The sequence below is a fragment of the Pelagibacterium flavum genome, assembly GCF_025854335.1.
Taxonomy (GTDB): Bacteria; Pseudomonadota; Alphaproteobacteria; order Rhizobiales; family Devosiaceae; genus Pelagibacterium; species Pelagibacterium flavum.
Map to the genome: position 1 here is coordinate 2341258 of NZ_CP107716.1, position 26676 is coordinate 2367933.

The 26676-nt window shown below is 60.0% G+C and carries 31 protein-coding genes and 1 tRNA gene; 9 read left to right on the plus strand and 23 right to left on the minus strand.

Annotated elements, in window-relative coordinates; all coding sequences use genetic code 11:
- The first annotated feature begins 1 nt into the window (after nt 1).
- From OF122_RS11700 to OF122_RS11710, 3 genes are all read left to right on the plus strand, one after another.
- Nucleotides 2-1123: a glycosyltransferase gene (locus OF122_RS11700; protein ID WP_264224420.1), complete on the plus strand. Its 1122-nt coding sequence runs from the start codon at nt 2-4 to the stop codon at nt 1121-1123.
- 91 nt (nt 1124-1214) lie between these two features.
- Nucleotides 1215-2729, plus strand: a complete 1515-nt coding sequence (locus OF122_RS11705) for an undecaprenyl-phosphate glucose phosphotransferase (protein ID WP_264224421.1) — start codon at nt 1215-1217, stop codon at nt 2727-2729.
- On the plus strand, nt 2726-3991 hold the full coding sequence (locus tag OF122_RS11710) for an O-antigen ligase family protein (RefSeq protein WP_264224422.1): 1266 nt from the start codon (nt 2726-2728) through the stop codon (nt 3989-3991). The genes OF122_RS11705 and OF122_RS11710 overlap by 4 nt, the downstream gene beginning before the upstream one ends.
- Here OF122_RS11710 and OF122_RS11715 read toward each other — a convergent pair.
- Nucleotides 3988-4155, minus strand: a complete 168-nt coding sequence (locus OF122_RS11715; protein ID WP_264224423.1) for a hypothetical protein — start codon at nt 4153-4155, stop codon at nt 3988-3990. The two genes, OF122_RS11710 and OF122_RS11715, sit on opposite strands and share 4 nt — an antisense overlap.
- Before the next feature lie 121 nt (nt 4156-4276).
- On the opposite strand from OF122_RS11715, the gene OF122_RS11720 reads away from it, so the two are divergent.
- The 3 genes from OF122_RS11720 to OF122_RS11730 all read left to right on the plus strand — a co-directional run bounded on the left by OF122_RS11720 (nt 4277) and on the right by OF122_RS11730 (nt 6730).
- Nucleotides 4277-4353 (plus strand) — tRNA-Pro (locus OF122_RS11720).
- Nucleotides 4354-4590: 237 nt separating this feature from the next.
- On the plus strand, nt 4591-5649 hold the full coding sequence (locus tag OF122_RS11725) for an SH3 domain-containing protein (protein ID WP_264224424.1): 1059 nt from the start codon (nt 4591-4593) through the stop codon (nt 5647-5649).
- A gap of 106 nt (nt 5650-5755) precedes the next feature.
- Nucleotides 5756-6730 (plus strand): phosphotransferase enzyme family protein, encoded by a 975-nt coding sequence (locus OF122_RS11730; RefSeq protein WP_264224425.1) that lies wholly within the window; start codon nt 5756-5758, stop codon nt 6728-6730.
- Nucleotides 6731-6733: 3 nt separating this feature from the next.
- On the opposite strand, the gene OF122_RS11735 is transcribed toward OF122_RS11730, so the two are convergent.
- The 10 genes from OF122_RS11735 to OF122_RS11780 form a co-directional block, all read right to left on the minus strand.
- Nucleotides 6734-7492: an iron ABC transporter ATP-binding protein gene (locus OF122_RS11735; RefSeq protein WP_264224426.1), complete on the minus strand. Its 759-nt coding sequence runs from the start codon at nt 7490-7492 to the stop codon at nt 6734-6736.
- Nucleotides 7489-8469 (minus strand): iron chelate uptake ABC transporter family permease subunit, encoded by a 981-nt coding sequence (locus OF122_RS11740; protein ID WP_264224427.1) that lies wholly within the window; start codon nt 8467-8469, stop codon nt 7489-7491. The genes OF122_RS11735 and OF122_RS11740 overlap by 4 nt, the downstream gene beginning before the upstream one ends.
- Nucleotides 8462-9436, minus strand: a complete 975-nt coding sequence (locus OF122_RS11745; protein WP_264224428.1) for an ABC transporter permease — start codon at nt 9434-9436, stop codon at nt 8462-8464. The genes OF122_RS11740 and OF122_RS11745 overlap by 8 nt, the downstream gene beginning before the upstream one ends.
- Before the next feature lie 69 nt (nt 9437-9505).
- On the minus strand, nt 9506-10444 hold the full coding sequence (locus OF122_RS11750) for a siderophore ABC transporter substrate-binding protein (protein ID WP_456299647.1): 939 nt from the start codon (nt 10442-10444) through the stop codon (nt 9506-9508).
- A gap of 125 nt (nt 10445-10569) precedes the next feature.
- Nucleotides 10570-11070, minus strand: a complete 501-nt coding sequence (locus OF122_RS11755) for a MerR family transcriptional regulator (protein WP_264224430.1) — start codon at nt 11068-11070, stop codon at nt 10570-10572.
- A 23-nt stretch (nt 11071-11093) separates the two neighbouring features.
- Complete coding sequence (locus OF122_RS11760; protein WP_014130317.1) at nt 11094-11405, minus strand: integration host factor subunit alpha; 312 nt, start codon at nt 11403-11405, stop codon at nt 11094-11096.
- An 84-nt stretch (nt 11406-11489) separates the two neighbouring features.
- Nucleotides 11490-12467, minus strand: a complete 978-nt coding sequence (locus tag OF122_RS11765) for a beta-ketoacyl-ACP synthase III (protein ID WP_319019363.1) — start codon at nt 12465-12467, stop codon at nt 11490-11492.
- Nucleotides 12464-13531, minus strand: coding sequence for a phosphate acyltransferase PlsX (gene plsX / locus OF122_RS11770; protein ID WP_264224431.1), 1068 nt, complete (start codon nt 13529-13531; stop codon nt 12464-12466). Before plsX ends, OF122_RS11765 begins: the two co-directional genes overlap by 4 nt.
- 68 nt (nt 13532-13599) lie before the next feature.
- Entirely contained in the window at nt 13600-14139 is a 540-nt protein-coding gene (locus OF122_RS11775; RefSeq protein WP_264224432.1) for a YceD family protein, read from the minus strand.
- Nucleotides 14136-14663: a ubiquinol-cytochrome C chaperone family protein gene (locus OF122_RS11780; RefSeq protein WP_264224433.1), complete on the minus strand. Its 528-nt coding sequence runs from the start codon at nt 14661-14663 to the stop codon at nt 14136-14138. Before OF122_RS11780 ends, OF122_RS11775 begins: the two co-directional genes overlap by 4 nt.
- Before the next feature lie 153 nt (nt 14664-14816).
- Here OF122_RS11780 and OF122_RS11785 point away from each other — a divergent pair, with 153 nt between their 5' ends.
- Nucleotides 14817-15263, plus strand: a complete 447-nt coding sequence (locus OF122_RS11785) for an outer membrane protein assembly factor BamE (RefSeq protein ID WP_264224434.1) — start codon at nt 14817-14819, stop codon at nt 15261-15263.
- Between the two features lie 51 nt (nt 15264-15314).
- Here the strand turns inward: OF122_RS11785 and OF122_RS11790 are convergent, their stop codons facing one another.
- The 11 genes from OF122_RS11790 to OF122_RS11840 form a co-directional block, all read right to left on the minus strand.
- On the minus strand, nt 15315-16517 hold the full coding sequence (locus tag OF122_RS11790; protein ID WP_264224435.1) for an MFS transporter: 1203 nt from the start codon (nt 16515-16517) through the stop codon (nt 15315-15317).
- Between the two features lie 17 nt (nt 16518-16534).
- On the minus strand, nt 16535-17029 hold the full coding sequence (nusB, locus tag OF122_RS11795; protein WP_264224436.1) for a transcription antitermination factor NusB: 495 nt from the start codon (nt 17027-17029) through the stop codon (nt 16535-16537).
- A 3-nt stretch (nt 17030-17032) separates the two neighbouring features.
- Nucleotides 17033-17515 carry a 6,7-dimethyl-8-ribityllumazine synthase gene (locus OF122_RS11800; RefSeq protein ID WP_264224437.1) on the minus strand — a complete coding sequence of 161 codons (483 nt, stop codon included), beginning with the start codon at nt 17513-17515 and terminating at the stop codon, nt 17033-17035.
- Nucleotides 17516-17575: 60 nt separating this feature from the next.
- The gene (locus tag OF122_RS11805; RefSeq protein ID WP_264224438.1) at nt 17576-18181 is read right to left on the minus strand and encodes a riboflavin synthase; all 606 of its coding nucleotides are present in this window, start codon (nt 18179-18181) and stop codon (nt 17576-17578) included.
- Nucleotides 18182-18186: 5 nt separating this feature from the next.
- Nucleotides 18187-19281, minus strand: a complete 1095-nt coding sequence (gene ribD / locus OF122_RS11810; RefSeq protein WP_264224439.1) for a bifunctional diaminohydroxyphosphoribosylaminopyrimidine deaminase/5-amino-6-(5-phosphoribosylamino)uracil reductase RibD — start codon at nt 19279-19281, stop codon at nt 18187-18189.
- A complete protein-coding gene (nrdR, locus tag OF122_RS11815; RefSeq protein ID WP_264224440.1) occupies nt 19278-19748 on the minus strand; it encodes a transcriptional regulator NrdR in 471 nt (156 codons plus the stop codon). The genes ribD and nrdR overlap by 4 nt, the downstream gene beginning before the upstream one ends.
- A gap of 4 nt (nt 19749-19752) precedes the next feature.
- Nucleotides 19753-21051, minus strand: a complete 1299-nt coding sequence (glyA, locus tag OF122_RS11820; protein ID WP_264224441.1) for a serine hydroxymethyltransferase — start codon at nt 21049-21051, stop codon at nt 19753-19755.
- A 96-nt stretch (nt 21052-21147) separates the two neighbouring features.
- Nucleotides 21148-21342 (minus strand): DUF6898 family protein, encoded by a 195-nt coding sequence (locus OF122_RS11825; RefSeq protein WP_264224442.1) that lies wholly within the window; start codon nt 21340-21342, stop codon nt 21148-21150.
- A gap of 25 nt (nt 21343-21367) precedes the next feature.
- Entirely contained in the window at nt 21368-22633 is a 1266-nt protein-coding gene (locus OF122_RS11830; RefSeq protein ID WP_264224443.1) for a L,D-transpeptidase family protein, read from the minus strand.
- 250 nt (nt 22634-22883) lie between these two features.
- On the minus strand, nt 22884-23384 hold the full coding sequence (gene ldtR / locus OF122_RS11835) for a transcriptional regulator LdtR (protein ID WP_264224444.1): 501 nt from the start codon (nt 23382-23384) through the stop codon (nt 22884-22886).
- A gap of 259 nt (nt 23385-23643) precedes the next feature.
- Entirely contained in the window at nt 23644-24033 is a 390-nt protein-coding gene (locus OF122_RS11840) for a hypothetical protein (protein ID WP_264224445.1), read from the minus strand.
- 212 nt (nt 24034-24245) lie between these two features.
- Between OF122_RS11840 and hemB the strand changes: the two genes are divergently transcribed.
- A complete protein-coding gene (gene hemB / locus OF122_RS11845; protein WP_264224446.1) occupies nt 24246-25253 on the plus strand; it encodes a porphobilinogen synthase in 1008 nt (335 codons plus the stop codon).
- Nucleotides 25254-25527: 274 nt separating this feature from the next.
- Here the strand turns inward: hemB and OF122_RS11850 are convergent, their stop codons facing one another.
- Complete coding sequence (locus OF122_RS11850) at nt 25528-26184, minus strand: FMN-dependent NADH-azoreductase (RefSeq protein ID WP_264224447.1); 657 nt, start codon at nt 26182-26184, stop codon at nt 25528-25530.
- A gap of 112 nt (nt 26185-26296) precedes the next feature.
- On the opposite strand from OF122_RS11850, the gene OF122_RS11855 reads away from it, so the two are divergent.
- Nucleotides 26297-26671, plus strand: a complete 375-nt coding sequence (locus tag OF122_RS11855; RefSeq protein WP_264224448.1) for a winged helix-turn-helix transcriptional regulator — start codon at nt 26297-26299, stop codon at nt 26669-26671.
- The last annotated feature ends 5 nt before the right edge of the window (nt 26672-26676 follow it).

The window sequence follows — 26676 nt, forward strand, 5'->3', positions numbered from 1 at the left end:
TGTGGCCAACAACAGCCTGCGCATTCTGCAGGTCATGCGCGCTCCGGTCGGCGGCCTCTTCCGCCATGTTGCCGATCTCACGCGCACCCTTGCAGAACGGGGACACGAGATCGGCATCGTGGTGGATGAAAGTGGCGATGCGCAATCCGACGCCAAGCTGGCGACCATCGCGCCGTTCGCCGCACTGGGCATCCATCGCTTCTCCATCCCGCGCCTGCTGGGGCCGCAGGACATCACGACCCCCTACAAGATTCGTGCACTGGCCAAGTCATTGCGGGCCGACATCCTGCACGGGCACGGCGCCAAGGGCGGCTTTGGCGCCAGGCTGGCGCGTATAGGTCGAAAGCAGGCCCGCGCGGTCTACACGCCGCATGGGGGTGCGCTGCATTTCGATCCGCGCTCGCTGTCGGGTGGCGCGTTCATGACTATCGAACGCACGCTCTTGCGGCTGACGGATGCGCTGATCTTTGAAAGCCGCTATGCGCAGACGACCTTTGCCTCCCATGTCAGTCCGCCACACGGGCGACAGGAGGTGATCCACAACGGATTAGCCGAGGCCGAGTTCATCCCCATAAATCCCAATCCCGATGCTGCAGATTTTGCCTTTGTCGGTGAATTGCGGACTCTCAAGGGCATCGATCTGATCGTTGAGGCCTTGGCACCGCTCAAGGCACCAGATGGTCGCCCCGCCAGTATCATCATGGCTGGCGACGGCCCTGACGCTGCAGCTTTGCGTGATCGCATCGGCCAAATGGGACTAACCGATCGCGTCAGGTTGGCCGGCATTCGTCCCGCGCGGGAGATTTTCGCAAGCGGACGGTGCGTTCTGGTCCCCTCTCGTGCCGAGTCGCTGCCCTACGTTGTGATGGAAGCGGCGGCGGCTGGCAGGCCGGTCATCGCCACCGATGTTGGGGGGATCGGAGAAATTTTCGGCCCGACGTCGCAAAGCCTGATTGCGCCCGAGGATTCCGCGCCCCTCAAAGATGCCATGGCGGCGTTTCTTGCCGACCCGGCCTCTTTTGAGTCCGAAGCAGAGGCGCGCCGTGAATTCGTCCATTCGCGCTTCTCGCTGACCCGCATGGTCGACGAGATCGAGGCTCTCTACCAGTCGCTAACCATTTGACCAATTGCCGAGGGCGGTTTTAACGCCTTTTCACCATCGGCACCTCATAGTCCCGCGCACGAATTCATGACAATCAGTGCGAGGCCAACCCGTGTTCAGGGTCGATCCCAAAGAAGCCGTACTCAGCCACATATCCGCGAGCACCGGAACCATGGGGACGCTTGGCGCGGATGCGGAGGCGGCCGTGCAGGCCCCCGTCTCGCCAACGCTTTCGCATAAACTGGTCTCCGGCTGTGCTCAGCTGATCGAAGCCGTGCTGCTTTTGACGCTCGGATTGGGTATTTATCTGTTTTATCTCGGCGGGATCGATCCGGTGCTTTATGTGCCGCTTTCGCTCGGCATCGTGGCAGCGGCAAACATCGCCTTCAACGTTGCCCGCACCCACCGCATTGCGGCCTACAGGACGCTTTTCAAGCAAATCCTGCGTGTTTTGGGGGGCTGGACTGGTGTCTTCCTGCTTGTCGTCGCCGGCCTTTTCGCCTTCAAGGCGGGCGATCTGGTTTCGCGAATCTGGCTTGGCAGTTGGGCATTATCGGGCGGGGTCGCGCTGGTCTTCTATCGCCTGACACTACGGGCGCTGGTCCTTGACTGGTCCACCAAGGGCCGCCTGCGGCGGCGCACTGTGATCGTCGGCGGAGGCCCCGCGGCCGAAGCTCTTATCGGGGCAATCGAAAAAAGCGCGACCAGCGATATCGACCTCATAGGTCTGTTCGACGACCGCTATGACGAACGCTCTCCCGAGGCGGTCGCCGGGGTAAAAAAGCTCGGCAAGGTTGCCGATCTTGTTGAGTTCGCGCGCCGCGCCCGCATCGATCTGGTCATCGTTTCGATGCCTCTGTCGGCCGAATCCCGCCTGCTCGAAATGCTGGGCCAACTGTGGGTGCTCCCGGTCGATATCCGGCTCAGCGCCCATATGAGCAAGCTGCGCTTTACCGACAAGACCTATTCCTATGTCGGCGATCTCCCGGTCTTCGAGATGGCCGACCGGCCGATTTCGGACTGGAATCTTGTTTTCAAATGGGTGTTTGACAAGCTCGTCGCGCTGTTCGCGCTCGTCGTGCTCTCGCCCGTGATGATCGGGACGGCCATCGCTGTCAAAGCGACGAGCAAGGGGCCGGTTCTTTTCAAACAGAACCGTCACGGCTTCAATAACGAGTTGATCGCAGTCTATAAATTCCGGTCAATGTACACCGACATGAGCGACGCCAAAGCGTCAACGCTCGTCACACGCAACGATCCGCGCGTTACCCCGGTCGGACGGATAATTCGCAAGACGTCCATCGACGAACTGCCGCAGCTCTTCAACGTCCTCAAGGGAGAGCTTTCCATCGTGGGCCCGCGCCCCCATGCGCTGGAGGCGAAAGCCGCCAACCGGCTTTATCACGATGCAGTCCATGGCTATTTTGCGCGACACAAGGTTAAGCCCGGCATCACCGGGTGGGCGCAAATCAACGGTTGGCGCGGCGAAACCGATACGGTCGACAAGCTGATGGCCCGCGTCGATCACGACCTTTATTACATCGAGAACTGGTCCATCCTGCTCGACCTCTACATCCTTGTGATGACACCAATTTCTCTGTTCACCAAGAACGAGAACGCGTTTTGACCCTCGCCCTGCCCGCTCCAACCGCGCTTGCGCAGTCCGAGCGTGGCCGGGCGTGGCTCGGCGCGAGCGCCAGAAAGGCGCTGGGGCTGATCGTCGGCATATGGATTTTTTCAGGAGGGTTCGTGATCGTCGAACCATCACCCTATGAGGTGATGTTTCTGCTTGCCTTTGCCGTAGCGCTGGCCGGCGGGCTGCAGCTACGGCGCCAGACATTGCCCCTGCTGTTCATAGTCGTTGCTTTTGCGCCGTTTGCTCTGATCTCGCCATTTTTCATGGTCTACCAGGGCGTGCTTGATGGATTGATCTTCAATCTCGTTACGATCTTTCTACTGATCACAAGCTATTTCGTCGCCAACTTTGTGGCTCAGGCGCCCCATACCAATATGCGACTGATCGCCAAGGCCTATGTTGCCATTGCGCTGATCGCGTCCGTTGTCGGAACTTTGGCCTATATGGGCTTTTTGCCGGGTGAGGATGTGTTCCTGCGGTTTGGTCGTGCCAAGGCGTTTTTTAACGACCCCAACGTTTATGGCCCCTTCCTCATTCTTCCAGCGATGTTTGTTTTGCAGCGAGTACTGCTAACAAGCGGGCGCTCCTCCCTTTGGAACGGCGCTGCTTATCTCGTCATCTTTGTGGGCGTTTTCGTGAGCTTTTCGCGCGGCGCATGGGGCCATCTGGCCGCTTCTTCCCTTCTGACCTTCGCCATGGTGTTTTTCCTTGAGGCGTCGGCGCGGGAAAAAGTGCGCCTGCTGTTGATCGCCATCGGCGGGCTGATGATGTTGGCCGCCGCCATGGCGGTGCTCCTGTCGATCCCGGTGGTCTCTGAGCTTTTCGCCCAGCGATTTTCCCTTACCCAGAGTTATGACACCGGCGAGTTGGGCCGTTTCGGGCGCATCTGGTACACGATCGATGTGGTCCTGACCCATCCCTGGGGTATAGGTCCGCTGGAATACGGATTTCTGCGCATCACCGAGCAGCCGCACAACACTTATCTCAATGTCGCTTTGACGTATGGCTGGGGCGGCGCAATCATCTATTACCTTCTTGTCGGATCGACCCTGGTGGCCGGCAGCAAGGCACTGGTCCATCGCGCCCACCGCCCACTCCTGATTCCGGTGTTTGCCACGTTTGTGCCGATGATCGCCCTATCGGGAATCATCGATACCGATCACTGGAGACACTGGTTCCTGGTAACAGGACTGGTGTGGGGTATTTGCGCTGCGGCGCCTCACACTGAACGGCGAGAGCGCCAACTGCCTTAAAATATCTTTCGGACCAGCCACAGCACGGCAAGAATTCCGGTTATGGCCACCAATAGCCAGAACAGGCCCAAAACGACGACTGCGCCGAGCAGCGCTCCCAGCGAATCCCAAAAGCCCACGGTGCCGATCAGAATGGCCACCAGCACGATCAAAAGTATCGGCATAAAAAATCCCCTGTTTGAATTGAGAAGAAACGGCGCAGGTGGAAACGCGTTCCACATAACCGTTTTTTGGCCATCGTACCCCTTGCGCTAAGGAGCGCTATTATATAGGTGAAAGGCCAATCGGGGCGTAGCGCAGCCTGGTAGCGCATTTGTCTGGGGGACAAAGGGTCGTCGGTTCAAATCCGGCCGCTCCGACCATTTTTTCAAAGGGCCTGCGCAGAGAATGCGCGGGCCCTTTTTTGCTGCGCGCTTGGCCATATATGTGGCAAACTTGGTATCCCGCCTGTACCATTTCAGTGTGCCTTGGCCCGGGGGGCCGAGGCCAACATTCCTGAAAGCCCTCTAACAAGGCGGTTCAGAAGGCGTTCAGCCGTCAAGCGATACCGATGTGGAATGTGGCGCCAACGTGGCGTTCACCACACTCAGGAGGCTACCGTGACGACTTTCAAGACGATTATCTCAGCGGCAATCGGACTGGCGGGTATTGTTTCGTCGGCGACTGCAGTATTGGCCGCGCCAGCGGCGTCCACTACCACACTCAATGTTCGCTCCGGCCCCGGCACCAGCTTTGGCGTCCTTGATACGCTCTCGCCCGGCGAGGTTGTGGACGTTACCGAATGTGTCCCCAGCGGCTGGTGCCATATTACCCACTCAGGACCCAATGGTTGGGTCAGCGGCAGCTATCTGGCACCCGTTTCCCCACCCCCGACACCACCAAGCCCCGATTGCAGCTTCGGAATTACTATCGGCCCCTCTGGCCCCGATTTTTCGATCAATTGCGGCGGCGCACCCGCTCCGACGCCCACACCGCCTGCCCCGACGCCACCGCCCCCGACTGGCGATGAAGCCTGCTTTTACACGGGCATCAATTATGGCGGCGACGAATTCTGCTATGGTGTTGGTACCCGCAATACGCTGAACGCGACCTTCAATGACGAAATATCATCGGTCCGGTTGTTCGGCGCAGCAAAAGCCCGGCTATGCACAAACGTCAATCTGACCGGTTCGTGCGTCAACGTGACGGTCGACTCGCCAATTCTCGAGCCAGCCATTGCCAATCAGGCCTCTTCGCTGCGGGTCTACACAGGGCTTCTACCCCTTCCGCTGCCGCTGCCGGTACCCCTGCCGACACCGATTCCATCGTTCTCTACCTATTCGACAGGACCGATCGATCTGCCGCAAACCTTCCGGGCAAACCTGGACAATGGCGCAGTCGGCGGATCGGGAACCGACATCTGGTTCCGGGCGGTCACGCCCTCGAGCCGGTTCATTACCCCGGTCAATGGCGCCAGCCTTGCTTTGGGCGATGGCAGCAATCGCGGCTTCGTCGGCTGCTTTACTGAAACCTTCAGCGCCGATCCCGTACCGCTCGAAGCCGTTTCGGTGGGAACCTACATATGCGCCAAGACCGGTGAAGGGCGTATCAGCCAGTTCCGCATCAATGGCATAGCGCCCTCCTCTTTGGCGATCGGCTATACCACCTGGTCGCACTGACCTGGAAAAAGGCCCGGCAGGCATCCGCCATGCCGGGCTTTTTCACATTCTTCCATGGACATACTCCCCGGCGTTGTTCGATAAGACGGCCTGCAAGGGGATAGAAATGACTGACAATTGGAAGGGGCTCTCCGAAGCCCTTTTGCTTTGGCCGGGTTTTGAACGGGGCGCTGCGACGCTTATCAATCTTTCGGAGAATCACACCTTCCGTATCGATAGCCCCGATGGCGGCAAGGCGATCCTTCGCGTTCATCGACCCGGCTATCATTCTCGTCTGGCCATCGAGAGTGAACTGGCCTGGATGCAGGCTTTGCGGCGTGACACCGGGCTTTTCACGCCGAGACCGCTGGCCGGTAAAGACGGCGTGCTGGTTCAGGAAGCGCTGTTCCTCAACGAAACACGGTATATGGTCGCCTTCGCTTTCGAAGAGGGGGTGGAACCCCAGGTGTTTGACGACCTTACACCGGTCTTTCGGCAACTCGGCGCGCTTGCGGCCCAATGTCATTCGCACGTCATCGACTGGAAACCGCCGCAGCCATTTGAGCGACAGGTCTGGACCGAGGGCGCGATCCTCGATCCAGACGCCATCTGGGGCGATTGGCGGGCAGCGCCTGGAGTCACCGGTCCTGTACGATCAACGCTGGATCGCCTCGACACACATCTGCGGGCCCAACTGGGCACCTATGGCATGGGCAAGGACCGGTTCGGGCTCATCCATGCCGATATGCGCCTCGCCAACCTGCTGGTGTCGGACGGCGTGACGCGGCTCATCGATTTCGACGACTGCGGCTTTTGCTGGTTCGGCTATGATTTCGGCGCGGCAGTCTCCTTTTTCGAGGACAGTGAAACCGTCCCTGACCTGCGTGCAGCGTGGCTCGAGGGGTACTGCGAATACCGTGCCTATGGGCCGGAGCACGAGGCCATGCTCGACGCCATGGTCATGCTGCGCCGCATGGCGCTGTTGGCGTGGACAGGATCACATGCGGAGACCGATCTGGCGCAGAGCCTGCATGCGACTTTCGCCGCCGGCACAGCGGAGATGGCCGAACGCTATCTCCTTACCGGCACTATCGACCGGTAAGGCTCAATCATAAAACAAGGACACCCGGTGTCCGCCGATCTGATGGACGTTGATATCCATGTCGTAGATGTCCTTGAGGGCCTCAGGCGTGATGATTTCGTCGCGCGAGCCGTGGCGGATCACCCGCCCATTTTTCATGGCGATGATATAGTCGGAATACCAAGACGCGAAATTGATGTCGTGCAGGACCAGAACGACCGTCTTGCCCAACTCTTGGCAGGCGCGCTGCATGAGCTTCATCATTCCCATAGCGTGCTTCATGTCGAGATTGTTGAGCGGCTCGTCGAGCAGGACGTAACCGGTATTCTGACACAGCACCATGGCAACGAATGCCCGCTGGCGCTGGCCGCCTGAAAGCTCGTCGAGAAACCGATCCCTGAGATCGTCGAGGTTAAGGTAAGCGATGGACTGATCGATATGGAACTTGTCCTCGATCGTCAGCCTTCCCTTGGAATAGGGATAGCGCCCGAAGGCCACTAGATCGGCAACCGTCAGGCGTGCCGTCATATGATTGTCCTGCCGCAGGATCGACAGTCGCCGGGCAAGAACGTCGCTAGGCGTTGTGGAGACGTCGAGTCCGTCGACTGTCACCGAGCCCGCATCCATGCCAAGCAGGCGGGAAACGATGGATAGCATCGTAGATTTCCCGGCCCCGTTGGGCCCGATAATCGAAGTGATGCCGCGCGACGGCAACTCGAGTGACACGTCGTCGACAACGGCGGTTTCACCATAATATTTCTTGATGCCGGATGCGATGATCATCGGGCCGCTCCACGCAGAATGAGGATAATGAAGACGATACCGCCCAGGAACTCGACGATGATCGAAAGCGCTGTGTTGAACGAGAAGAGGCGCTCGACAACCATCTGCCCGCCCACCAGGCAAATGACCGCCAGCAGAACCGCCGCCGGCAGCACATATCGATGTTTGGCGTTGCCGATCATGACATAGGCCAGATTGGCCACCAGCAGGCCAAAGAAGGTCACGGGCCCGACCAGCGCCGTAGATACAGAAACGAGCACTGCGACCAGCACCAGAATGATTGAAACCGTGCGTTTGTAGTCAACGCCAAGATTGATGGCGTTGTCGCGTCCGAGCGAGAGCACGTCGAATGTGTGATTGATGCGCCAGGCGATAACAGAAACAATGCCTATTATCACTGTTGAAATGAGCAGCAGATCGGAATTGACGGAATTAAAGCTGGCGAAGAACCGGTCCTGAAGTATGGCAAATTCGTTGGGATCGATGATGCGCTGCATGAAGTTGGAGAACGAGCGAAAGAACGTCCCGATAATGATCCCGACCAGCACCAGAAGGTGCAGACTGCGCTGGGCCCCGGTAAACAGCCAACGGAACAGAAGCAGCGCGAATGCGATCATCACCCCGGTTTCCATGAAGAACATGGTCATGGGATTGATCATCGCCGTTGCCAGCCCTCCCACCGAAAACACCAACGTTGTCTGGATCAGCACATACATCGCATCGAACCCCATGATCGAGGGGGTGAGGATGCGGTTGTGCGTCACAGTCTGAAAAAGCACCGTCGATACCGCTATGGCGTAGCCCACGAGGATCATCTGCAGCACCTTGGTGCCCCGGAACGGGATGATGAAACTCCAGCTTCCCCGAGCGCCAAGGGTCATGAAAAGGACAATGCAGATGAGAGCCAGCGCACCCAATCCGGCCAGCACCTGCCAGGGCCGAATGCGGCGGCGCGCCATCATGATGACATCAGCCATAACGGGCCTCGCGACGCAGCAGAATGTAGAGAAAGATGGCGCTGCCCACGATGCCCACGACCGTTCCAATCGGAATTTCGTATGGATAGCGGACGACGCGCCCCACGATGTCGCAGGCCAGAACGAAACCTGCGCCGAATACCGCAATCCAGGGAATTGATCGTCGCAGATTGTCTCCCATTAGCATTGAGACGACATTGGGTACGATCAGGCCAAGGAACGGAACAGCGCCGACGGTCACGACGACGGTCGCGCTGACCAATGAGACTATGATGAGCCCCAGTGTCATCACGCTGCGGTGGTTCAGGCCGAGATTTGTGGTGAACTCCTCTCCCATTCCCGCCACCGTAAACCGGTCCGCTGCCAGCCACGCGACCAGCGTTAGCGCCGCGGCAATCCAGAGCAGTTCATATCGTCCGCTCAGCACCGTCGAGAAATCTCCTGACTGCCAGTTGCCCAACGATTGCAGCAGCTCGAACCGGTAGGCGAAAAACGTGGTGATCGAGGAGATGATGCCCCCCAGCATGATGCCGACAAGCGGAACCAGCAGCACCGAGCGCAAGGGGATTTCACGCAGGATGCGCAGAAAAAGCGCCGTTCCGGCCAGTGCAAAGACTGCCGCCACAAGCATTTTGCCGATCAGGGGGATGTCAGGGAAGAACAGCAGTACGACCAGCATGCCCAACCCGGCGGATTCCGTCGTCCCGGCCGTGGAGGGTTCCACGAACCGGTTACGCGCCAGCATCTGCATGATCATGCCGGCGATGGCCAGCCCCATCCCGGAAAGGATGAGCGCCAGGGTACGTGGAATACGGCTCACAAGCAGGATCATCAGGTCGCGGCCATCCTCGCTTCCCGAGACCAGGGTCGCGAGCGAAACGTTGGAAACGCCGATGAACAGACTGACAACGGCAAGGGCCAGCACGAAAGCTGCAGCAATAAGAAGGCGGGTCACCGGGGTTGTCATCTCCGATATGATGCGGCGCACATCCCGAGAGATGGGGTGTGCGCCGATCGGTTCAGCGGATTATTGCTGTTATTGGACGTCGGCGCCGATGGCCGAGCCGACTTCGACGATCATCTCGTTGAGCGTAAAAAGCCCGCCATTGACGATGTAGAAGTTCACCGGATTGACATAGACCACCTGGTCATTCTGCCAGGCCTTCATCTGGTGCACGAGATCGTTATCGAGCACCTGCTGGGCCGGCTGGGCGCCCTCGGCAGTGCCGACGGCGGCATCGCGGTCGAGGACAAAGAGCCAGTCAGGATCGGTTTCGAGCAGGAACTCGAACGAAACCGCTTCGCCGTGGGTAGCCTCTTCAACATCCTCGATCACCGGCACAATGCCCAGATCATCGTGGACCCAACCAAAGCGCGAACCCGGCCCAAAGGCCGAAATCCGGCCACCGCTGATGCTGATGAACAGGGCGTTGCCTGCGGTGGGCGCGATTTCCTGCACGGCTGCAATGTTGGCGTCGATCCCGGCGATCAGTTCAGCCACTTCGGCCTGCTTGCCGAAGATTTCCCCGAGCGTTTCGGAGCGCTGTTTGATGGTGGCCGGGAAATCGGTCCAGTCGACCGACAGATCGAGCGTGGGCGCAATCTCGGAAAGCTGCGGATAGACCGATGAGGAGCGGCCGGCCACGAAAATCACATCGGGCTGCTCGGCATTGACCAGTTCATAATCGGGCTCAAAAAGCGAACCGATCTTGAGGGCGTCACGGTACTGGCTCAGATGCTCGGGGAAGCTGGCATCGGGCACACCGTCAACCTCAACACCGATGGCATTAAGTGTGTCGATGGTCCCGAGATCAAACGAGAAGATCTTTTCGGGTACGCTAGGCAGGACGGTTTCGCCCTGCGCGTGTTCGGCAGTGATTTCCTGCGCAGACGCTCCAGCGGTGAGGGCGAGCGAAGCTGCTAGGGCGAGTACCGCAGTCGCGGTCCGAAGATAGTTTGAAGAGTTCACGATCACAATCCAATCATTGGCTAAAGGTCGGATGCGCGGCCAAAAGATGACCATCAACATCAGGTTATTAGCCAGCACGATAGCTTGCGTCAATATAGTTGATCGTTACAATCAGGTTAAAACGCTGATGGCTAGGTGCGCGCCTTGTCCAGCAGGTCGCGGCATTGCTCGAGCGTCTCCAGGGCCGATGATAGTGTCTGGCGCTGCTCGGCGGAAAGTCCTGTTGATACGGGGGGATGCGACTCGCCATGTGTCTTGGGCGCCGCCAGCGTATGGTGCGCGCCGAGTTCGACAAACTCTACAGCGTCGACAGCTTCGGCTGCCTCGACATGCGGCTGGGGTGCTATTGGGCGGATGGATCCGGTTTCGCCAATGGCCACGACATGTTTGGCGCCCTGCTCCTTGAGGATGCGCTGCACGCCCTTGATAGTGAAACCCTGATCGTAGAGGAGGTGACGGATACCCTTGAGCAACTGAACGTCATCGGGGCGATAATATCGCCGCCCGCCGCCACGCTTGAGTGGCTTGATCTGCGTGAACCGCGTTTCCCAGAAACGCAGCACATGCTGTGGTAGATCGAGTTCGTCTGCCGCTTCGGATATCGTCCGGAAGGCGTCTGGCGATTTGTCCAACGCAAGTGCCCCGGTAAAAGTTGTTATTTTCCAGATCGAACCATAGATTTGTTGATCTTGGATTTCAATACGTTGGATGGTTTGAACACAAGAACCTGTCGCGGCAGGATAGGAACCTCCTCTCCAGTCTTGGGATTCCGGCCAATTCGCTCGTTTTTGGAGCGCACCTGAAACGAGCCGAAAGACGACAATTTCACGTTGTCGCCCGACGCCAGAGCGTCGCTGACGATCTGAAGAACGCGTTCAACGAGTTCCGCCGATTCGGTGCGCGACAAGCCGACGGACTGATAGACTGACTCGGCCAGATCGGCACGAGTCACGGTTTTTCCCGACATGGTGTTCCCCTCAATCTCATTGAGACCCGCAACAGCCCCCAAGATTTCAACCACTTAACGCCCAAAACAGTTCGGGGTCAACGCCTACCACACAATGAGCGCGGCCCCCCAGGTGAACCCACCACCCATCGCCTCGATCATCACGAGATCGTCCTTCTTGATTCGTCCGTCCTCGCTCGCCACCCAGAGCGCCAATGGAACCGACGCCGCCGAAGTATTGGCGTGCCGATCCACGGTAACGATGGTCTTGGCCTCGGGAATACCCAGCTTCCGGCCCGCACCGTCTATGATGCGCTTGTTGGCCTGATGGGGAACGAACCAGTCGAGTTCTTCGGTCGTCTTGCCGGTCTTGGCCAGCACCTCTTCGACAACATCGGAGATCATGCCAACGGCGTGCTTGAACACCTCGCGACCTTCCATGCGCAGATGACCGATCGATTGGGTGGTCGAGACGCCACCATCGACAAAGAGCTTGTCCCAATGGCTGCCATCGGTGCGCAGGCTCGAAACCAGCACGCCCTTCTCGGGCGCGTCGTCGGCGACCTCCTGGGCTTCCAGGATTATGGCCCCCGCCCCGTCACCAAACAGCACGCATGTGGTCCTGTCGTTCCAGTCGAGGATGCGCGAGGCGGTTTCGGCGCCGATGACCAGCGCCCGTTTGGCCATGCCGGTCTTGAGGTAGCTGTCAGCCGTTGCCACGCCGAACACGAAACCCGAGCACACAGCCTGCACGTCGAAGGCCGAACCTTTGGTGATGCCGAGTTTCTGCTGCAGGATGGCAGCCGTTGCCGGAAAGGTGCGGTCGGGGGTCGTGGTTCCCACGATGATGAGATCGATCTCGCTCGCATCCATCCCTGCACTTTCAAGCGCGCGTTGCGCAGCAACCAGCGCAAGATCAGAGGTGTACTCGCCTTCCGCGGCGATATGGCGCTGCCGGATACCGGTACGCTGAACGATCCACTCGTCCGAGGTATCGACGATCTTGGCCAGGTCGTCATTGGTCATAACGCGTTCGGGCAGATAGCCACCAACGCCACGCACAACAGATTGGATTTTGGTCACGCGGAAGGTGCCTCCAGATTGGACGGTTCCGCCGGCACAGCCAGCGCAGGGAAGCGTTTCATGCCTTCCCCGATCTTTGCGAGGAGATCATTGCGCGCCATTTCATAGGCGACACCGAGGGCGCTCTTGTAGCCGATCTCATCGGTGCCACCATGGCTCTTGATAACGACACCATTGAGGCCAAGAAAGACGCCACCGTTGACGGTGCGCGGATCGAGCTTGGAGCGGACGGCGTTCAAGGCCCCGCGAGCGAACACCGCTCCGATCTTGCTCATCAGCGAAGAGGTCATGGCGTTGCGCAGATAGGTTCCCACCTGCCGGGCCGTGCCCTCCGCCGTCTTGAGCGCTATGTTGCCGGTGAACCCCTCGGTGACCACGACATCGACGGTGCCCTTGCCCAGATCGTCCCCTTCGACAAACCCCTTGTAGGTGAACCCGGCGCCCGAGGTTTCAGCAAGGATCTTGCCGGCGTCCTTGACCCATTCATTACCCTTGGCTTCCTCGACCCCGACATTGAGCAATCCGATGGTCGGGCTTTCGATATCAAACAGCGCACGGGCCAGAGCGGCGCCAAGGATCGAAAAATCGACAAGCTGTTGGGCGTCCGCGCCAATGGTCGCTCCGACATCGAGCACAACGATATCGGACCGCAAGGTCGGCCAGATCGCCGAAATGGCAGGGCGGGAAATACCCTCCATGGTGCGCAGGCAAAAGGTCGCCATGGCCATCAGAGCGCCGGTGTTGCCGCCTGAGATCGCTACATCGGCCTCGCCGTCCTTAACCGACTGAATCGCCGCCCACATCGAGGAAGTGCCCCTGCCCTTGCGCAAGGCCTGGCTGGGCTTGTCATCCATGGTGATGACGTTTTCGCTGTGCCGGATCTGGGAGACGGATTTGAGTTCAGGAAATTCTTCGAGCAAGGGGGCCAGCACCTCCTGGCGCCCGTGAAAAATAAATCGCGCGTCCGGATGCTCGCGGAGCAGCAATTTCGCGCCGTGCATCGGGGCACGTGGCGCATTGTCTCCGCCCATTGCGTCGACGGAGATCGTTATGGTTTCAGTCATTGCCTGCCTTGAAACGTTCCCGAAAATCGGCGCTCACCATAGTCAATGGAGCCCGCCATGCAAGCCCGTCAATCCTTCTTGAGCGTCTTGAGCGCGGCGAAGGGCGAGAGTTCGGCCGGATCGTCGCCAATCTGATCCTCGGTCAGTTCCGCACCGGGTTTGCGCGGATAAAGATCTATGGCGAGGGCAAAGACCTCCAGCACCAGATCGGCCAGATCGATCTCGTCGCCCTCGAAATAGTCCGGCAGGTCATCGTCCTCGAGATTGACAAAGATTTCCGCTCCCGCAGTCGCTTCGCTCGCGGCATCATGACCGGGCAGAAAGACGCGATCGATCGGCTCATTGATCGTTTGAGACACGGGATCGCCGGACACCACGCAGGGTTGAACAACCGTTCCGCTGACAGTCCCTTTGGCCTGAATGCCGCCGCGAAATCTTGTTGCCGTGACCTCGGCCGAAAAATCGGTGAGTTCGCTCACCTTGAGCCGTTCGGCCAACACGGCTCGCTGGTCCGCATCAGGCTTTATGATGGTTACCCGGCCCGATGCCGGGATCTTGTCGACCCGAATCTTGGCGTCAAGGTCGAATTCGTCAGGTCTTTGCGTCATTTGGGATCTCCAAACGTCACTTTGCCGGCCATGATCTGCTCGACAGGTTGGGCCCCGAGTGTCTCGTCGCACTTCAGGATATAGTCGGCAAACCGTTCGGCCTGCGGATGGGTTGCACCGGCATGAAAGTTTCGGGAGACGAAATCGATAAGCCGCGCCCTGTCCCCTGCATCCAGAATCGAGGAGAGATTTGAGAGCATGCCGTAAAAAAGACTGCCCATTTTTTCAATGCGCTTGCCGACCGAGAGGTCCCCGACCCCCATTTCACGCAGCGAGCGGTCCATATCGTGAAAAAAACAATCGAATACGTTCTGGGAAAATTCCTTGCTCTGCTTTTCGCTCGACCGCAATCGCCGGAAAACAAGGGCCGCGTGGAGCGAAATCATGTCGAAACGCCCGGTCATCGTGTCTGCGACACCCCAATCGGCGTAGAAAATCTCGCGCCGGGATTGCGCCACAATGGCACTGTAGACGGCGTAAACGGGCTCGGAGAGCTTGGTCTTGCGGAACAAGGACAGGATCATTCTTGGGGTCTCACAGCGAGAAAGGCCGGCCGATCGCTACCGGAATTCGATTGGCCGCTTGCCAGAGTCGGGCCTGGACGGCTAAACAACACCAAAATCCCTGGCGCATTTGTCGCGAGGCTATAGTCGAGAGAGCTGAGGAAAGTCAATTCCATGACCCTGCGTCCCGCCCTTGTCCGCCTGTCCCCTATTGCCGCGGCAATCGCGCTTGGCCTGACCCTGTCGGCCTGCTCGGGAACGGGCCTGATTTCCCAACGCACCCAGGGCTACGTGCTGCCCGACGATGCCATAACCCAGGTTCGACCCGGCTCGAGTCAGGATTTCGTCCGCATCGTTCTGGGATCACCCCAGACCACGAGCACCTTCGGTGGCGAAACGGCTTGGTACTATGTCGAAACGAAAGTGACCCAGACCGCGTTCGGCCTGACCAGCATTCAGGAACGCACAGTGCTTGCCGTCTATTTCGGCGCCGACAAGCGCGTTACAGACCGCGCGCTCTATTCGCTCGAGGACGGTCGGGCCTTTGCCATCGAGCAGCGCCGCACCGGATCTTTCGGCGAAGACCGCAACTTCGTGGAATCGCTGCTCCAGTCCATCTAGCGTTTGATCCGTCCCGATCTCACGAGTATCGGGACGGAACCGCACCCGGCCCTATTCAACGATCACAGCCTGTTGCCTGCCGATGCGGCGTGTGCGCAGATCATCCCAGCCCAAAAGCAGGATGGTCGCCAAAGCGATCGGCAGCGCGATCAGATTGACCGCCTCCCAGCCGAAAAAGTTCAGAGCCAGCCCGGCGCCTATCGAGCCTATCGCGTTTGAGCCGAACACCAACTGCTCGTTGAGCGCTTGAACCTTTGCTCCTTCTTCGGGCCGGTAGCTCTTGGTCAGCATCACCGTTGAGCTTATAAAGCCGAAATTCCAGCCAACCCCAAGCAGCACCAGCCCAAGATCGAAATGGACCGTGGACATGCCCATCAGGGCGGTGCCGACACTGCCGATAATCAGCAGCATGCCGATCGCCGCAGTCAGATGCGTGCCGAGCCGCTTGACGATTTCGCCGGTGACAAAGCTCGGCGCGAACATGGCTACTATGTGCCACTGAATGGCGTTGGCCGCCTCGGCCGGCGCGTGTCCGCAGATATGGACCATGGCGAGCGGCGCCGCGACCATCACGAACGTCATGAGCGAAAAACTCGCCATGCCCGTCAACACCGGCACGAACACCGCCGGTGTGCGGATCATCGCCTTGAGTGGCCGCCCCTGCTCGGATACCGGGCGCTTCGGCTCGCCCTTGGGCAGGCGCGTGAAGCTGAGCAGCAGCATGGCCACCAGAGACAGACCTGCTAGCGCGATAAACGAGCCGGCATAGAGCGCGCCTGGTATGGCCTCGGAGGTCGTGGAAGCCAGCCGCGGGCCCAGAAAGCCCGCGAGCACGCCACCGAACAGCACCCATGACACTGCGCGCGCCTTGGCGCCTTCAGGCACGCTGTCGGCGGCGGCGAAGCGGTATTGCTGGCCGAAGGCTCCTGCCGCGCCGATCAGCATCATTGAGGCTGAAAAGACAAGGAAACTGTGGAGATAGATGCCCAGAGCGGCCAGGAGGCCACCACACCCGGCAATTCCCGCGCCCAGCAGGAAGCCGCGCGTGCGGCCCAGCCGGTGTAGCGCGATGGCCGCAGGGCCGGCCATCAGGGCCACGCCGACGATCATCGCCGTGGTCGGCAGCGTCGCAAAGGCGGGATCGAACGCGAGGTAAGCGCCGGCCAACGCGCCGACCGCCATCACCATGCCCTGCGAGGATCCCGCTATGGCCTGCGCACCGGAGAGAAGGAAGATATTGCGCATACTGGCCATGGGGATGCCCTTACGACTCAGGGATTGGATTGTTCTCCGCCAGCATAGCCTTCAGAATATTTTCGCGCCACGGCGTCGAGCACGCCGTTGACCATGCCGGGCACTTCGTCCTCATAGAATGCGTTGGCGACATCGACATATTCGCGGATCACCACCTTGAAGGGAATGTCCTTGCGCATGGTCAACTCGAACACGCCGGCCCGTAGCAGCGCCCGGAGGGTGGCATCGATACGGGTCATGGGCCAGCCGCCCTGCAAGGCGCTGTTGATGACCGGATCAAGCTTGATCTGGTTGGTCACCACGCCGCGCACAATGTGGCGGAAATAATCGGCGTCGGCGGGCAGATACTGTTCGCCCTCAACCTCCCGGCCGAGCCGGAAGCTCTCGAACTGGCTCAGGGTTTCCTCTAGCGTCTGTTCGCCCACATCCATTTGATAAAGCGCCTGAACGGCGGCAAGACGGGCCGAACCGCGCTGATTTGCGGGCTTTGGGTCATTGGTGGGATCGGCCATCGTTCAATCCTCCATCAGCAGCGCCTGCAGCGCCGCCATGGTCATGGCCGCGGCGGCCGCGCCGCCCCCCTTGTTCTGTTCGGACATTTTGGCGCGCGCCCAGGCCTGCGCCTCGTTTTCGACAGTCAGGATGCCATTGCCCAACGCCAGCCCGTCAGCGACGGCCAGATCCATCAAGGCGCGTGCGCTTTCACCCGAAACGATCTCGTAATGGGTGGTTTCTCCCCGAATGACGCAGCCGAGCGCGACATAGCCGTCATATTCGTCACCCTTGAGTTCGGACGCCATGGCAATTGCCGCGGGGATTTCCAGCGCGCCGGGAACGGTCAGCACCTCATAGGTGGCGCCGGCCTTGTCAAAGGCGGTCGTTGCGCCTTCGAGCAGTGCATCGGCGAGTTCGGTGTAAAAGCGGGCCTCGACGATGAGGTAATGCTGGCCTTCGGCCGAGCCGGGCGCAATCGCGAAAATGTCGCCAGAACTGGCCATTGTTTAATCCTGTCGGGTTCAAAATGCATCGCGCCATGCGTCAGCCGGCGCCACGCCAATCTAGTGAGATTTCTCCATGAGGCGCGCGGCATAGCGCGCCATCAGGTCAACTTCAAGATTTACCGCATCGCCCTCGGCATAATCAGGCCAGTTTGTTGCGGAAAGGGTGTGGGGGATCAGATGGACCGAAAAACGGTTCCCGTCCACCCAATTGACGGTCAGCGACGTGCCGTTGAGCGCCACTCCGCCCTTTTTTGCGATGAAAGGGGCCAGATCGGCCGGCGCTTCAAAGGTGAAGGTGATCTGGTCGCCGATGTCCTTGCGCTCCACAATTGTCGCCAGCCCATCGACATGACCGGAAACGATGTGTCCGCCAAGTTCGTCGCCGACTTTGAGTGAACGCTCGAGATTGATGCGACGTCCCTCGGACCAGTCCCCTACGCGCGTCACATCAAGCGTTTCTCGGGCCGCGAACACGTCAAACCAGTTCTGCCCGCCTTCGCTGCCCCTGTCGGTCACCGTCAGGCAGATGCCCTCGCACATGATCGAGGCGCCCAGATCGATGGTTTGGGGCTCATAGCGCGTGCCGATGCGGAGCTTGCGCCCGTCATTGCGGTCTTCGACCGATAACAGCGTGCCGATGTCGGTGATGATGCCGGTAAACATGGGGTTCAGACCTTCTCGAATGTGGTGAGCATATCGCACCCCAGCGCACGGCTTTCAACCGCGCTGAACCCCAACTGTGCCAAACGCTCCGGCAACGAGGTGTTAACAGTGGCGGCAATGCCCCCCTCGCCGACCTCCACATCGCCTTCTAGCAGATGAAACCGGTCGATCAGTCCCGCATCGAGCAGCGCATCGTTGAGCCCTGCCCCGCCCTCAACCAGGATCCTGCCGATGCCCCTTGCGGCCAAAGCCTCCAGCGTGGCCCCGAGGTCCGGTCGCCCGTCCCGCCCGGTAACACCAATGACATTGCCATGCTGAGAAAGTGATTCAAGTCGAGTGTTTTCTGTAATGATTACAGTTTGTTGACGCGCAGTGGTCGCAAACAGATTCAGGCTCCCCGCCAGGTCAGACCGCCCCGCGACGACCACCCGCAGCGGCACCCTGCTCTCCAAACCGGCCAGCCGCACATTGAGCCTTGGATCGTCCAGCCGGGCCGTGGTTGCGCCCACCATCACCGCGTCGGACAAAGCGCGTTGCATATGCGTCCAGCGCCGTGCGTCTTCCCCGGTGACCGCCACATTGCCGCGATCGGCGCGCCCGATCATGCCGTCGCGCGACACGGCCAGCTTGGCAGCAACGAATGGCCGTCCACGCCGAATTCGCGAGATGAAACCCTCATGCAGCCCTTCGATGCATCGCAAATTCTTCCCTACAACGACGTCAAGCCCGGCATCGCGCATTTTTGCGATGCTCTGCCCGGCAGTGCGCAGGTCGGGATCGGACGCGCCGCATACGATTCGGGCGACACCCGATGCCAGCACAGCATCAACGCAGGGCGGAGTTTTGCCCCAGTGATTGCAGGGTTCGAGCGTCACATAGAGCGTCGCCCCCCTCGCCTGCTGTCCGGCCATGGCCAGCGCCTGCGGTTCGGCGTGGGGACGACCGCTGATGGCGGTCACGCCACGACCCAACACCGTGCCATCGGGAGAAACGACGATGGCCCCAACCGTGGGGTTTTCCGCCGTTGTTCCACGATATGGCATGGCAATGCGGGCCGCAGCCTCGAGCCAGCGCAGATCGGCTGGCGAGAGTTCACTCACCCCCGGTCCTCGGGATCATCGGCGCCCATTTCGGTCAGGAACGACTGGAAATCGTCGGCGCTGGAGAAGTTCTTATAGACCGAGGCAAAGCGCACGAACGCCACGTCATCAAGGCCCTTGAGCCCTTCCATGACGTATTCGCCGATCTGGTCGGACGTCACTTCCACGTCGCCCACGCTTTCGAGCTGGCGGACCACCCCCGAAATCATCCGCTCAGCGGTCTCAGGGTCAACCTGACGTTTGCGCAAGGCGGTGTTGACCGAACGGGCCAGCTTTTCACGGTCGAAGGGGACCTTGCGGCCCGATTTCTTGACCACGATGAGATCGCGCAACTGCACGCGCTCGAACGTGGTGAACCGACCGCCGCAGCCGTTACAGACGCGGCGGCGGCGGATAGCGTTGGAATCCTCGGTGGGCCGGGAATCCTTGACTTGCGTATCGTCGTTCCCGCAATAGGGGCAGCGCATGGGCTTATCCGTAAATGGGAAATCTGGCAGTCAGCTCAAGGACCTTTTCCTTGACCTGGGCTTCGACGGCCCCGTTGTTTTCGTCGCCATTGGCGGCCAGTCCATCGACAACTTCAACCATGAACTCGCCGACCAGCCGGAATTCCTCGACGCCAAAACCGCGCGAGGTCGCAGCCGGGGTGCCGACGCGAATGCCCGAGGTAATCGCCGGCTTTTCGGGATCAAAGGGTACGGCGTTCTTGTTGCATGTGATGTTGGCGCGTTCCAGCGCGGCTTCGGTCGCCTTGCCGGTCACCGATTTGGGTCGCAGATCGACCAGCATCAGATGGTTGTCGGTGCCGCCCGTGGCGATCTCCAGCCCACCCTTGACCAGCGTTTCGGCCAGCACCTGCGCGTTGTCCACAACCTGGCGGGCGTAGGCCTTGAATTCGGGCGTCAGCGCCTCGCCGAATGCCACGGCCTTTCCGGCGATGACGTGCATCAGCGGACCGCCCTGGATACCTGGGAAAATGGCCGAGTTGACCTTCTTGGCAATTGCCTCGTCATTGGTGAGGATGAGCCCGCCGCGCGGCCCGCGCAGCGTCTTGTGGGTCGTTGTGGTCGCCACATGGGCGTGTGGGAACGGGTTGGGGTAGACGCCAGCGGCGACAAGCCCTGCCACATGCGCCATATCGACGAAGAGGTAAGCCCCCACCTCGTCGGCGATCTCGCGAAATGCCGCCCAGTCGAGAATGCGCGAATAGGCCGAAAAGCCCGCAACAATCATCTTGGGCCGATGTTCCTGGGCAAGCTGGCGCACCTGGTCCATATCCACGCGCCCGTCTTGCTGGCGCACACCGTACTGGATGGCATTGAACCATTTGCCTGACTGATTGGGCTTGGCGCCGTGGGTCAGATGCCCGCCGGCGTCGAGGCTCATGCCTAAAATGGTATCGCCGGGCTGCAGCAGCGCCTGATAGACTCCTTGGTTGGCTTGGGAGCCTGAATTGGGCTGAACGTTTGCGAATTCGCAGCCGAAAAGCTCCTTGGCGCGATCGATGGCGAGTTGCTCGACCACGTCGACAAACTGGCAGCCGCCATAATAGCGCCGGCCCGGATAACCTTCCGCATACTTGTTGGTCATCACCGAGCCCTGGGCCTCGAGGACAGCCCGGGAGACAATGTTCTCCGAAGCGATCAGTTCGATCTCGTGCTGCTGGCGGCCAAGTTCGTCGGCAATCGCCTTGGCAACCACCGGATCATGATCGGCAATCGTGCGGGTGAAGAAATCGGGAAAAAGCGGTGCTGTTGCGGTGGCGCTCATGGGCGGGCCCTCGACCTGTTGCGGAAAGATGCTGGTGGCAAGCAAGCGCGATCCGCATAGCACGGAGGCTCCTGCGATTCCAAGCGCAGATCGGCGCTAACGCCCCTCTAGCGCCTCTCTTTCGATCCGGCGGCGCAGCTTGGCCAGGGCGAGGTTCTTCATCTGCGCCTCGGTGGCCGTGATCGGCGCTATTGCGACGACCTCGATGCCGGTCTCGACATCTATGGCCGCAACACGAATTTGGGGGCCGGCCTGACGGAACTCGAAAAGAACCTCGCGGCCTGCCCCCATATCAAAAATCTCCGCTCGAGCCGTATCAGGCGCTGATTTCAGGGAAATCAACCTTGCCCTGGGCATCGTATTCGTAAACGTCGTCACGGAAGCTTACGACGCCGTTCCGGTTCGCCCAAGCGGTAAAGTAGGTCATGAAAATCGGTACGGGATTGGACACATCGGCGTCGATACGTTCGCCCGAGGCGAAGTTGGTATTGACGTCGATGATGTCATAGCCGGAATCGCGCAATATCCAGGCGACGAACTCGGCCACGTTAGCAACGCGGACACAACCGGACGAATGGAACCGGGCGTTTTCCGAGAACAGGTCCTGTTGCGGCGTGTCGTGCAGATAGACAGCGTGCGGGTTGTGGAAATTGATCTTTACGTGGCCCATAGAGTTCTGGACACCGGGATCCTGACGGAACGTGTAATTTACCGCCTCCTCGGTCGACCAGTCGATAGCGCTCTGGGGCACTTCGTTGCCGCTGCCGTCGAAGATGCGGATCGAATATTCGTTGAGGTAGTTGGGGTTGTCGTTGACCAGCCTGATGATATCGCGGCGAATGATCGAAACCGGAACCGTCCAGTAAGGGTTGAAATTGATCTGGTGGATGCGGCTGCGCAAGATCGGGGTCTGGCGATCGATCTTGCCCACAACGGCCGTGTGCCGGCGCGCCACCTGCCCGCCTTCTGTCGCTTCGATGGCGGCGGCGGGGATGTTGACGTTGACATACCGATCCTCGAGCTTGCCCTCCATGCGGCGAACGCGCTCGATGTTGAGCTTGATCTGGTTGAGGCGCGTGGAGGCCGGAACCTTCATTGCCCAATAGGTATATTCGTCGACCAAGCCGTTGATCTGCAGGCCGTGCCGTGCCTGAAAGCCGCGGACCGCGCCGTCAAGCTGCGCATCGAACTGGTCCGACAATGGCGTTTCGCGCGGCAAATCCCCCGTGTGGGCGAGATAGACGCGCAGATCGCGCACCGGAGCGCGGTCGGACCCAAGGCCAAGGCGGTAGATGGTTTCGGGCACGTCGGGCCAGCCACCGATGGCGTTGAGGCGTTCGTAATATTCGGCGACGCGCTGGAGATTGTATTCGGTATCGACCGAAACGATCGGGTCGGTGCCGCCGATGGCGTTCATGGCGGTGCTGGAATTGAGCTCAAGCTCTTCCTGGGTCACCACCTTGCGGCCACCGCCGAAAAGCGATTGAGACAGGGCGGGCATCGGGAAAGCCGCCGTCGCCGCAAGGGCGGACAGACCCGTCACGACCGAACGCCGATTGAGTTTTCCTTTAAAATCGCGCATCGCGTAAGTTCACCTATCGAGAGAGCCTGGGAGCCGAGCGGTCCTTTTGCACGAAGGCGCTCAGGACCACAACGCCGCTCACCGGACTTTGACCACCCTATCTGGCCAATGCATCCAATTAAAAATTCCGGGAGCGTCATATATCGACACCACGCCAGCTAGAAAGAGTTTGCGGCGCAAATGAGAAACGCCGGCCCTGGAGCCGGCGTTTGCGTTTCGAGTGTGGCGGCAATGCCACAAAAAGCGTTCTCTAGAGCTTGTAGAGGATCTGATCGACCCAGAAACGCTCGAGGCGCGAGAGGGCGGTGTTGAGGCCGGAAAAGTCCGATTCGCCCAGCCCACCGACCTTTTCGATCGAGTTGAGGTGGCGGTCGTAGAGCTCGTCGATCACCTCGGCGACCTCTTCGCCCTTGGGTGTGAGACGGATGCGCACCGAGCGGCGGTCGGTCTTTGAGCGCTCCTGGAAAATGTAGCCGGTATCGACCAATTTCTTGAGGTTATACGAGACGTTAGACCCCAGATAGTAGCCGCGGGTGCGAAGCTCGCCGGCTGTCAATTCGCTGTCGCCGATGTTGAACATCAAGAGAGCCTGGACCGGGTTGATGTCGTCCCATCCCATGCGGTCGAACTCGTCCTTGACCAGGTCCAAAAGCCGGCGGTGCAGGCGTTCGACGCGGGAGACGGCTTCGAGATAGAGCGGCTTCAGGCTCTTGGGTTCATCAGCCTTTGCAGCGGAAAGATTGTTAGCCATTGGTTCTGCCTCACTGTATTTTTTTAGCGCGATTTTTCGCGTCTGTGAGGGCAATCTAGCGAGCTGCCGATAAGATCGGTTTAAGAGACACGCTTAATGGTATCTTACGGGGAAACTTGATGTTTTTAGGTTTTCAGTTCCTTACACCCGTATCGAAAACTGTAACCTTTACGGCCCGTTACACCGCAAAGCCCCGGATGGCGTGACGCCCACTGGACCCCCGGTGGACTGTCCACCGGAAGACGGGGAACGCCCACTGTTAATCGGCCAGTTGTCTTTGCGCCGAAAGCTGGGCGATGGCCAAAAGTCCAAAAGTTGCCAGCATGACCCCAAGTTTGAAGATAAAACTCCACAAACCCAAACTAACCCAATTGGTGCCCACCAGATAAAGGCCGATCTCGATGACCAGGGAGGCGGCGAGCATGATGGCGCCCCATGACGATCGGATCCACAGGCCGACCGCCGCGAACAGGCGCATGAGGGCGAGGACTGAGAGCAGGACGAAGCCGGTTGTGCCGATGGCGGTGATGGGACTTGCCGAGCCGGCGCCCAGACCGAGCAGGCGCGCCGCGTCTCCGAGCCCGATGAACAGGCTGAGCAGACCAAGTATGCGGGCAACGAGCCCGAGCGGTTCGTTTCTGAAATCCATGGAACAATCCCCCGGTCGGCCAGAGCTAACGTGATTTGGGCGGATGGGACAAGGATTGATTGGCCGGCGCCTGCGTCGTCCGGCCCCTTTGCGTGGCGATTGCGGGCTGATATTGAGCGGATCGACATTGTTTTTGGCGTGGCCTCGTTGTCTTCATCTGATTTGACCCGTCAAGTCAGATGAAGCGAGACACTATGCGGAGAAACGGATCGATGAGTTTTGAAAAGCACGACATGGAGTTTCTCGGTGGCCGGCGGCTGCGCAGGCCGCGCATGGCGGACTGGAGCCGCAGGATGGTGGCCGAGACCGTGCTGACTCCTGCCGATCTGATCTGGCCGATCTTCGTGATCGAGGGCCACAATGAACGCCAGCCGATCAAGACCATGCCGGGCGTGGAGCGCCTGAGCATCAATTTGGCGGTAGAGGCGGCCAAGGCGGCGCGTGCGGCGGGCATTCCCGCGTTGGCGCTGTTTCCCAACACCGACCCCTCCAAACGCAGCGAGGACGGCATCGAGGCCACCAATCGCGACAATCTGGTGTGCCGCGCGCTCTCGGCCATCAAGGACGCGGTGCCCGATATCGGGCTGGTGGCCGATGTGGCGCTCGACCCCTATACCAGCCACGGTCATGACGGGGTGATGGCGGGCGAAGAAATCCTCAATGACGAAACGGTCTCGATCCTCGTCAAGCAAGCGCTGGTTCAGGCGCAATCGGGGGCCGACGTGATTGCGCCGTCCGACATGATGGACGGGCGCATCGGGGCGATCCGGGGGGCGCTGGACGATGCGGGGTTTGAAAAGACCATTCTTCTTTCCTACGCCGCCAAATATGCCTCGGCCTTTTACGGCCCGTTCCGGGACGCGGTGGGGTCGGGAGCGCGGCTCAAGGGCACCAAGCTCTCCTATCAGATGGACCCGGCCAATTCCGAAGACGCCATCCGCGAGGTGGAGCAGGATCTGGCCGAGGGCGCGGACTGGATCATGGTCAAGCCCGGCATGCCCTATCTCGACATCTGCCGCATGCTCAAAGACCGGTTCGACGTGCCGGTGTTTGCCTACCAGGTGTCGGGCGAATACGCGATGATCGCCCACGCGGCGCAAGCGGGCATTGTGGACCGCGAGGCGGCGATGGTTGAAAGCCTGATGGCTTTCAAGCGCGCGGGGTGCTCGGGCATCCTCACCTATTTCGCGTTGGATATGGCGCGGAAGATCAACGGCTAGACACCGGGTGGCGAAGGCCGTGGTTGTCCCCGGCCTATCGCCCCCGGATTATTGCCGAGGTCCATTGGGCAGTGAAAATGGAGCCGGTGTTACCCGACGCGCAGGGCCGCTATGGGGTGGTCAGCCGGTCGACCGCTTTCGTCCATTGTACTGCATAAGTGGACGTTTCGCGCGGCGGCAAGCTCCGGGGCTTTGCCCACTGGCCGTTTCCGGGCTCCAGGGCTCTTCAGCAAGCACCTTTCGCTTGTACGAGAGCTAAGGGGCGAGAGCAGGCTCAGGCCGCGTTCGAAGGACTTTGTTGTGCTGCGGTCGCACCGAGGCGCTTCGCCTGAGCGAGTCCTTCGCGGAGGTTCTCGGCCGCCAGTGGGCGCAGCGCCTCCATGGCAGGAGTCACGTCAGCCAAGGTGAGTTCGACCTCGACAGAAGTGAGGTCGAGTCCCCACTGGTCCTTCAGAATGCGCTGCAGGTAGGGTGTTGAGTGATCCCAACCATGCCTGGGCGTTCCCGGACCGTATCCGCCACCACGTGCGGTCATGAGGTAACCAGGACGTCCCTCAAGTGGCCGCTTTGGACCGGGTACGAAGCGTGGCTCGGAAAGAACGAGGTCGATCCATGCCTTTGCATGGTGCGCAACTCCAAAATTGTAGAGCGGAATGGCGAAAAGGAACACGTCCGCGGAGATCAGCTCATCGGCCAGTTCAGCGGCGAGCGCGCGCGCATTCTCCTGACCGGTTGTGAGTTGCTCGGGTGGTGTCCACATCGACGTTACGGCATCGCGCCACGCTGGCGCGGGCAGCGGGGTGGTACCCACCTCGCGATGGATTACGTCCGAGAAAGCGTCATCGGCGCCGGCAGCGAATGCGTCGGCTAGACTGCGGGTCACGGATTGGTCGGCGCGGATGGAGGCATCAAGACGGTAAAGTTTGGGCATGGGCTGGCTTCCGGTTTGAGGTCATGGCAGTTACAATCAGTAACTCACGAACCATATGTGCCTTGCTCAGAAGCTCTCAAGACGGCACTTTTTCGATACGGTGGTACCCAAAATGAAACCAGACTCAGACCATGGCGACGTCACCTGCAAGTCGGTCCGCGACATATTTCCTGCCATCTCGTCCAAATGGGCCATGTCGATTGTGGAGCTTCTCGTCGAGCATCCCCGGCGCTTCTCCGACTTGAAACGCGCCCTCGGCGCGGTCACGCAGAAATCGCTCACAGCCGCATTGAGGGACCTTGAGCGAGACGGGTTGATTACGCGAATCGTCACTCCAACGATCCCACCTCGCGTTGACTATGAGCTGACTGAGTTGGGGCGGTCTATGCTGAAGCCGGCCCTGGAAATGGCGCGTTGGGCGCTCGCGCACCGGCACGAAATCGGCCAGGCTCGCGAACGCTTCGCAACGAGGACCCAGCTCCTCTAGACAAG

Excerpts from the sequence above, each read along its gene's own strand:
- hemB (WP_264224446.1), top strand. The coding sequence starts at position 24,246 with ATGAGTTTTGAAAAGCACGACATGGAGTTTCTCGGTGGCCGGCGGCTG.
- plsX (WP_264224431.1), bottom strand. The coding sequence starts at position 13,531 with ATGACTGAAACCATAACGATCTCCGTCGACGCAATGGGCGGAGACAAT.
- OF122_RS11775 (WP_264224432.1), bottom strand. The coding sequence starts at position 14,139 with ATGACGCAAAGACCTGACGAATTCGACCTTGACGCCAAGATTCGGGTC.
- OF122_RS11715 (WP_264224423.1), bottom strand. The coding sequence starts at position 4,155 with ATGCCGATACTTTTGATCGTGCTGGTGGCCATTCTGATCGGCACCGTG.
- OF122_RS11790 (WP_264224435.1), bottom strand. The coding sequence starts at position 16,517 with ATGGCCAGTATGCGCAATATCTTCCTTCTCTCCGGTGCGCAGGCCATA.
- OF122_RS11850 (WP_264224447.1), bottom strand. The coding sequence starts at position 26,184 with ATGCCCAAACTTTACCGTCTTGATGCCTCCATCCGCGCCGACCAATCC.
- OF122_RS11805 (WP_264224438.1), bottom strand. The coding sequence starts at position 18,181 with ATGTTTACCGGCATCATCACCGACATCGGCACGCTGTTATCGGTCGAA.
- ldtR (WP_264224444.1), bottom strand. The coding sequence starts at position 23,384 with ATGGCTAACAATCTTTCCGCTGCAAAGGCTGATGAACCCAAGAGCCTG.
- OF122_RS11730 (WP_264224425.1), top strand. The coding sequence starts at position 5,756 with ATGACTGACAATTGGAAGGGGCTCTCCGAAGCCCTTTTGCTTTGGCCG.
- OF122_RS11840 (WP_264224445.1), bottom strand. The coding sequence starts at position 24,033 with ATGGATTTCAGAAACGAACCGCTCGGGCTCGTTGCCCGCATACTTGGT.
- OF122_RS11830 (WP_264224443.1), bottom strand. The coding sequence starts at position 22,633 with ATGCGCGATTTTAAAGGAAAACTCAATCGGCGTTCGGTCGTGACGGGT.
- nrdR (WP_264224440.1), bottom strand. The coding sequence starts at position 19,748 with ATGCGCTGCCCCTATTGCGGGAACGACGATACGCAAGTCAAGGATTCC.
- OF122_RS11800 (WP_264224437.1), bottom strand. The coding sequence starts at position 17,515 with ATGGCCAGTTCTGGCGACATTTTCGCGATTGCGCCCGGCTCGGCCGAA.
- OF122_RS11780 (WP_264224433.1), bottom strand. The coding sequence starts at position 14,663 with ATGATCCTGTCCTTGTTCCGCAAGACCAAGCTCTCCGAGCCCGTTTAC.
- OF122_RS11855 (WP_264224448.1), top strand. The coding sequence starts at position 26,297 with ATGAAACCAGACTCAGACCATGGCGACGTCACCTGCAAGTCGGTCCGC.
- OF122_RS11740 (WP_264224427.1), bottom strand. The coding sequence starts at position 8,469 with ATGGCTGATGTCATCATGATGGCGCGCCGCCGCATTCGGCCCTGGCAG.
- nusB (WP_264224436.1), bottom strand. The coding sequence starts at position 17,029 with ATGGCCGATCCCACCAATGACCCAAAGCCCGCAAATCAGCGCGGTTCG.
- OF122_RS11735 (WP_264224426.1), bottom strand. The coding sequence starts at position 7,492 with ATGATCATCGCATCCGGCATCAAGAAATATTATGGTGAAACCGCCGTT.
- OF122_RS11825 (WP_264224442.1), bottom strand. The coding sequence starts at position 21,342 with ATGGGGGCAGGCCGCGAGGTTCTTTTCGAGTTCCGTCAGGCCGGCCCC.
- glyA (WP_264224441.1), bottom strand. The coding sequence starts at position 21,051 with ATGAGCGCCACCGCAACAGCACCGCTTTTTCCCGATTTCTTCACCCGC.
- OF122_RS11745 (WP_264224428.1), bottom strand. The coding sequence starts at position 9,436 with ATGACAACCCCGGTGACCCGCCTTCTTATTGCTGCAGCTTTCGTGCTG.
- OF122_RS11760 (WP_014130317.1), bottom strand. The coding sequence starts at position 11,405 with ATGTCGGGAAAAACCGTGACTCGTGCCGATCTGGCCGAGTCAGTCTAT.
- OF122_RS11785 (WP_264224434.1), top strand. The coding sequence starts at position 14,817 with ATGACCCTGCGTCCCGCCCTTGTCCGCCTGTCCCCTATTGCCGCGGCA.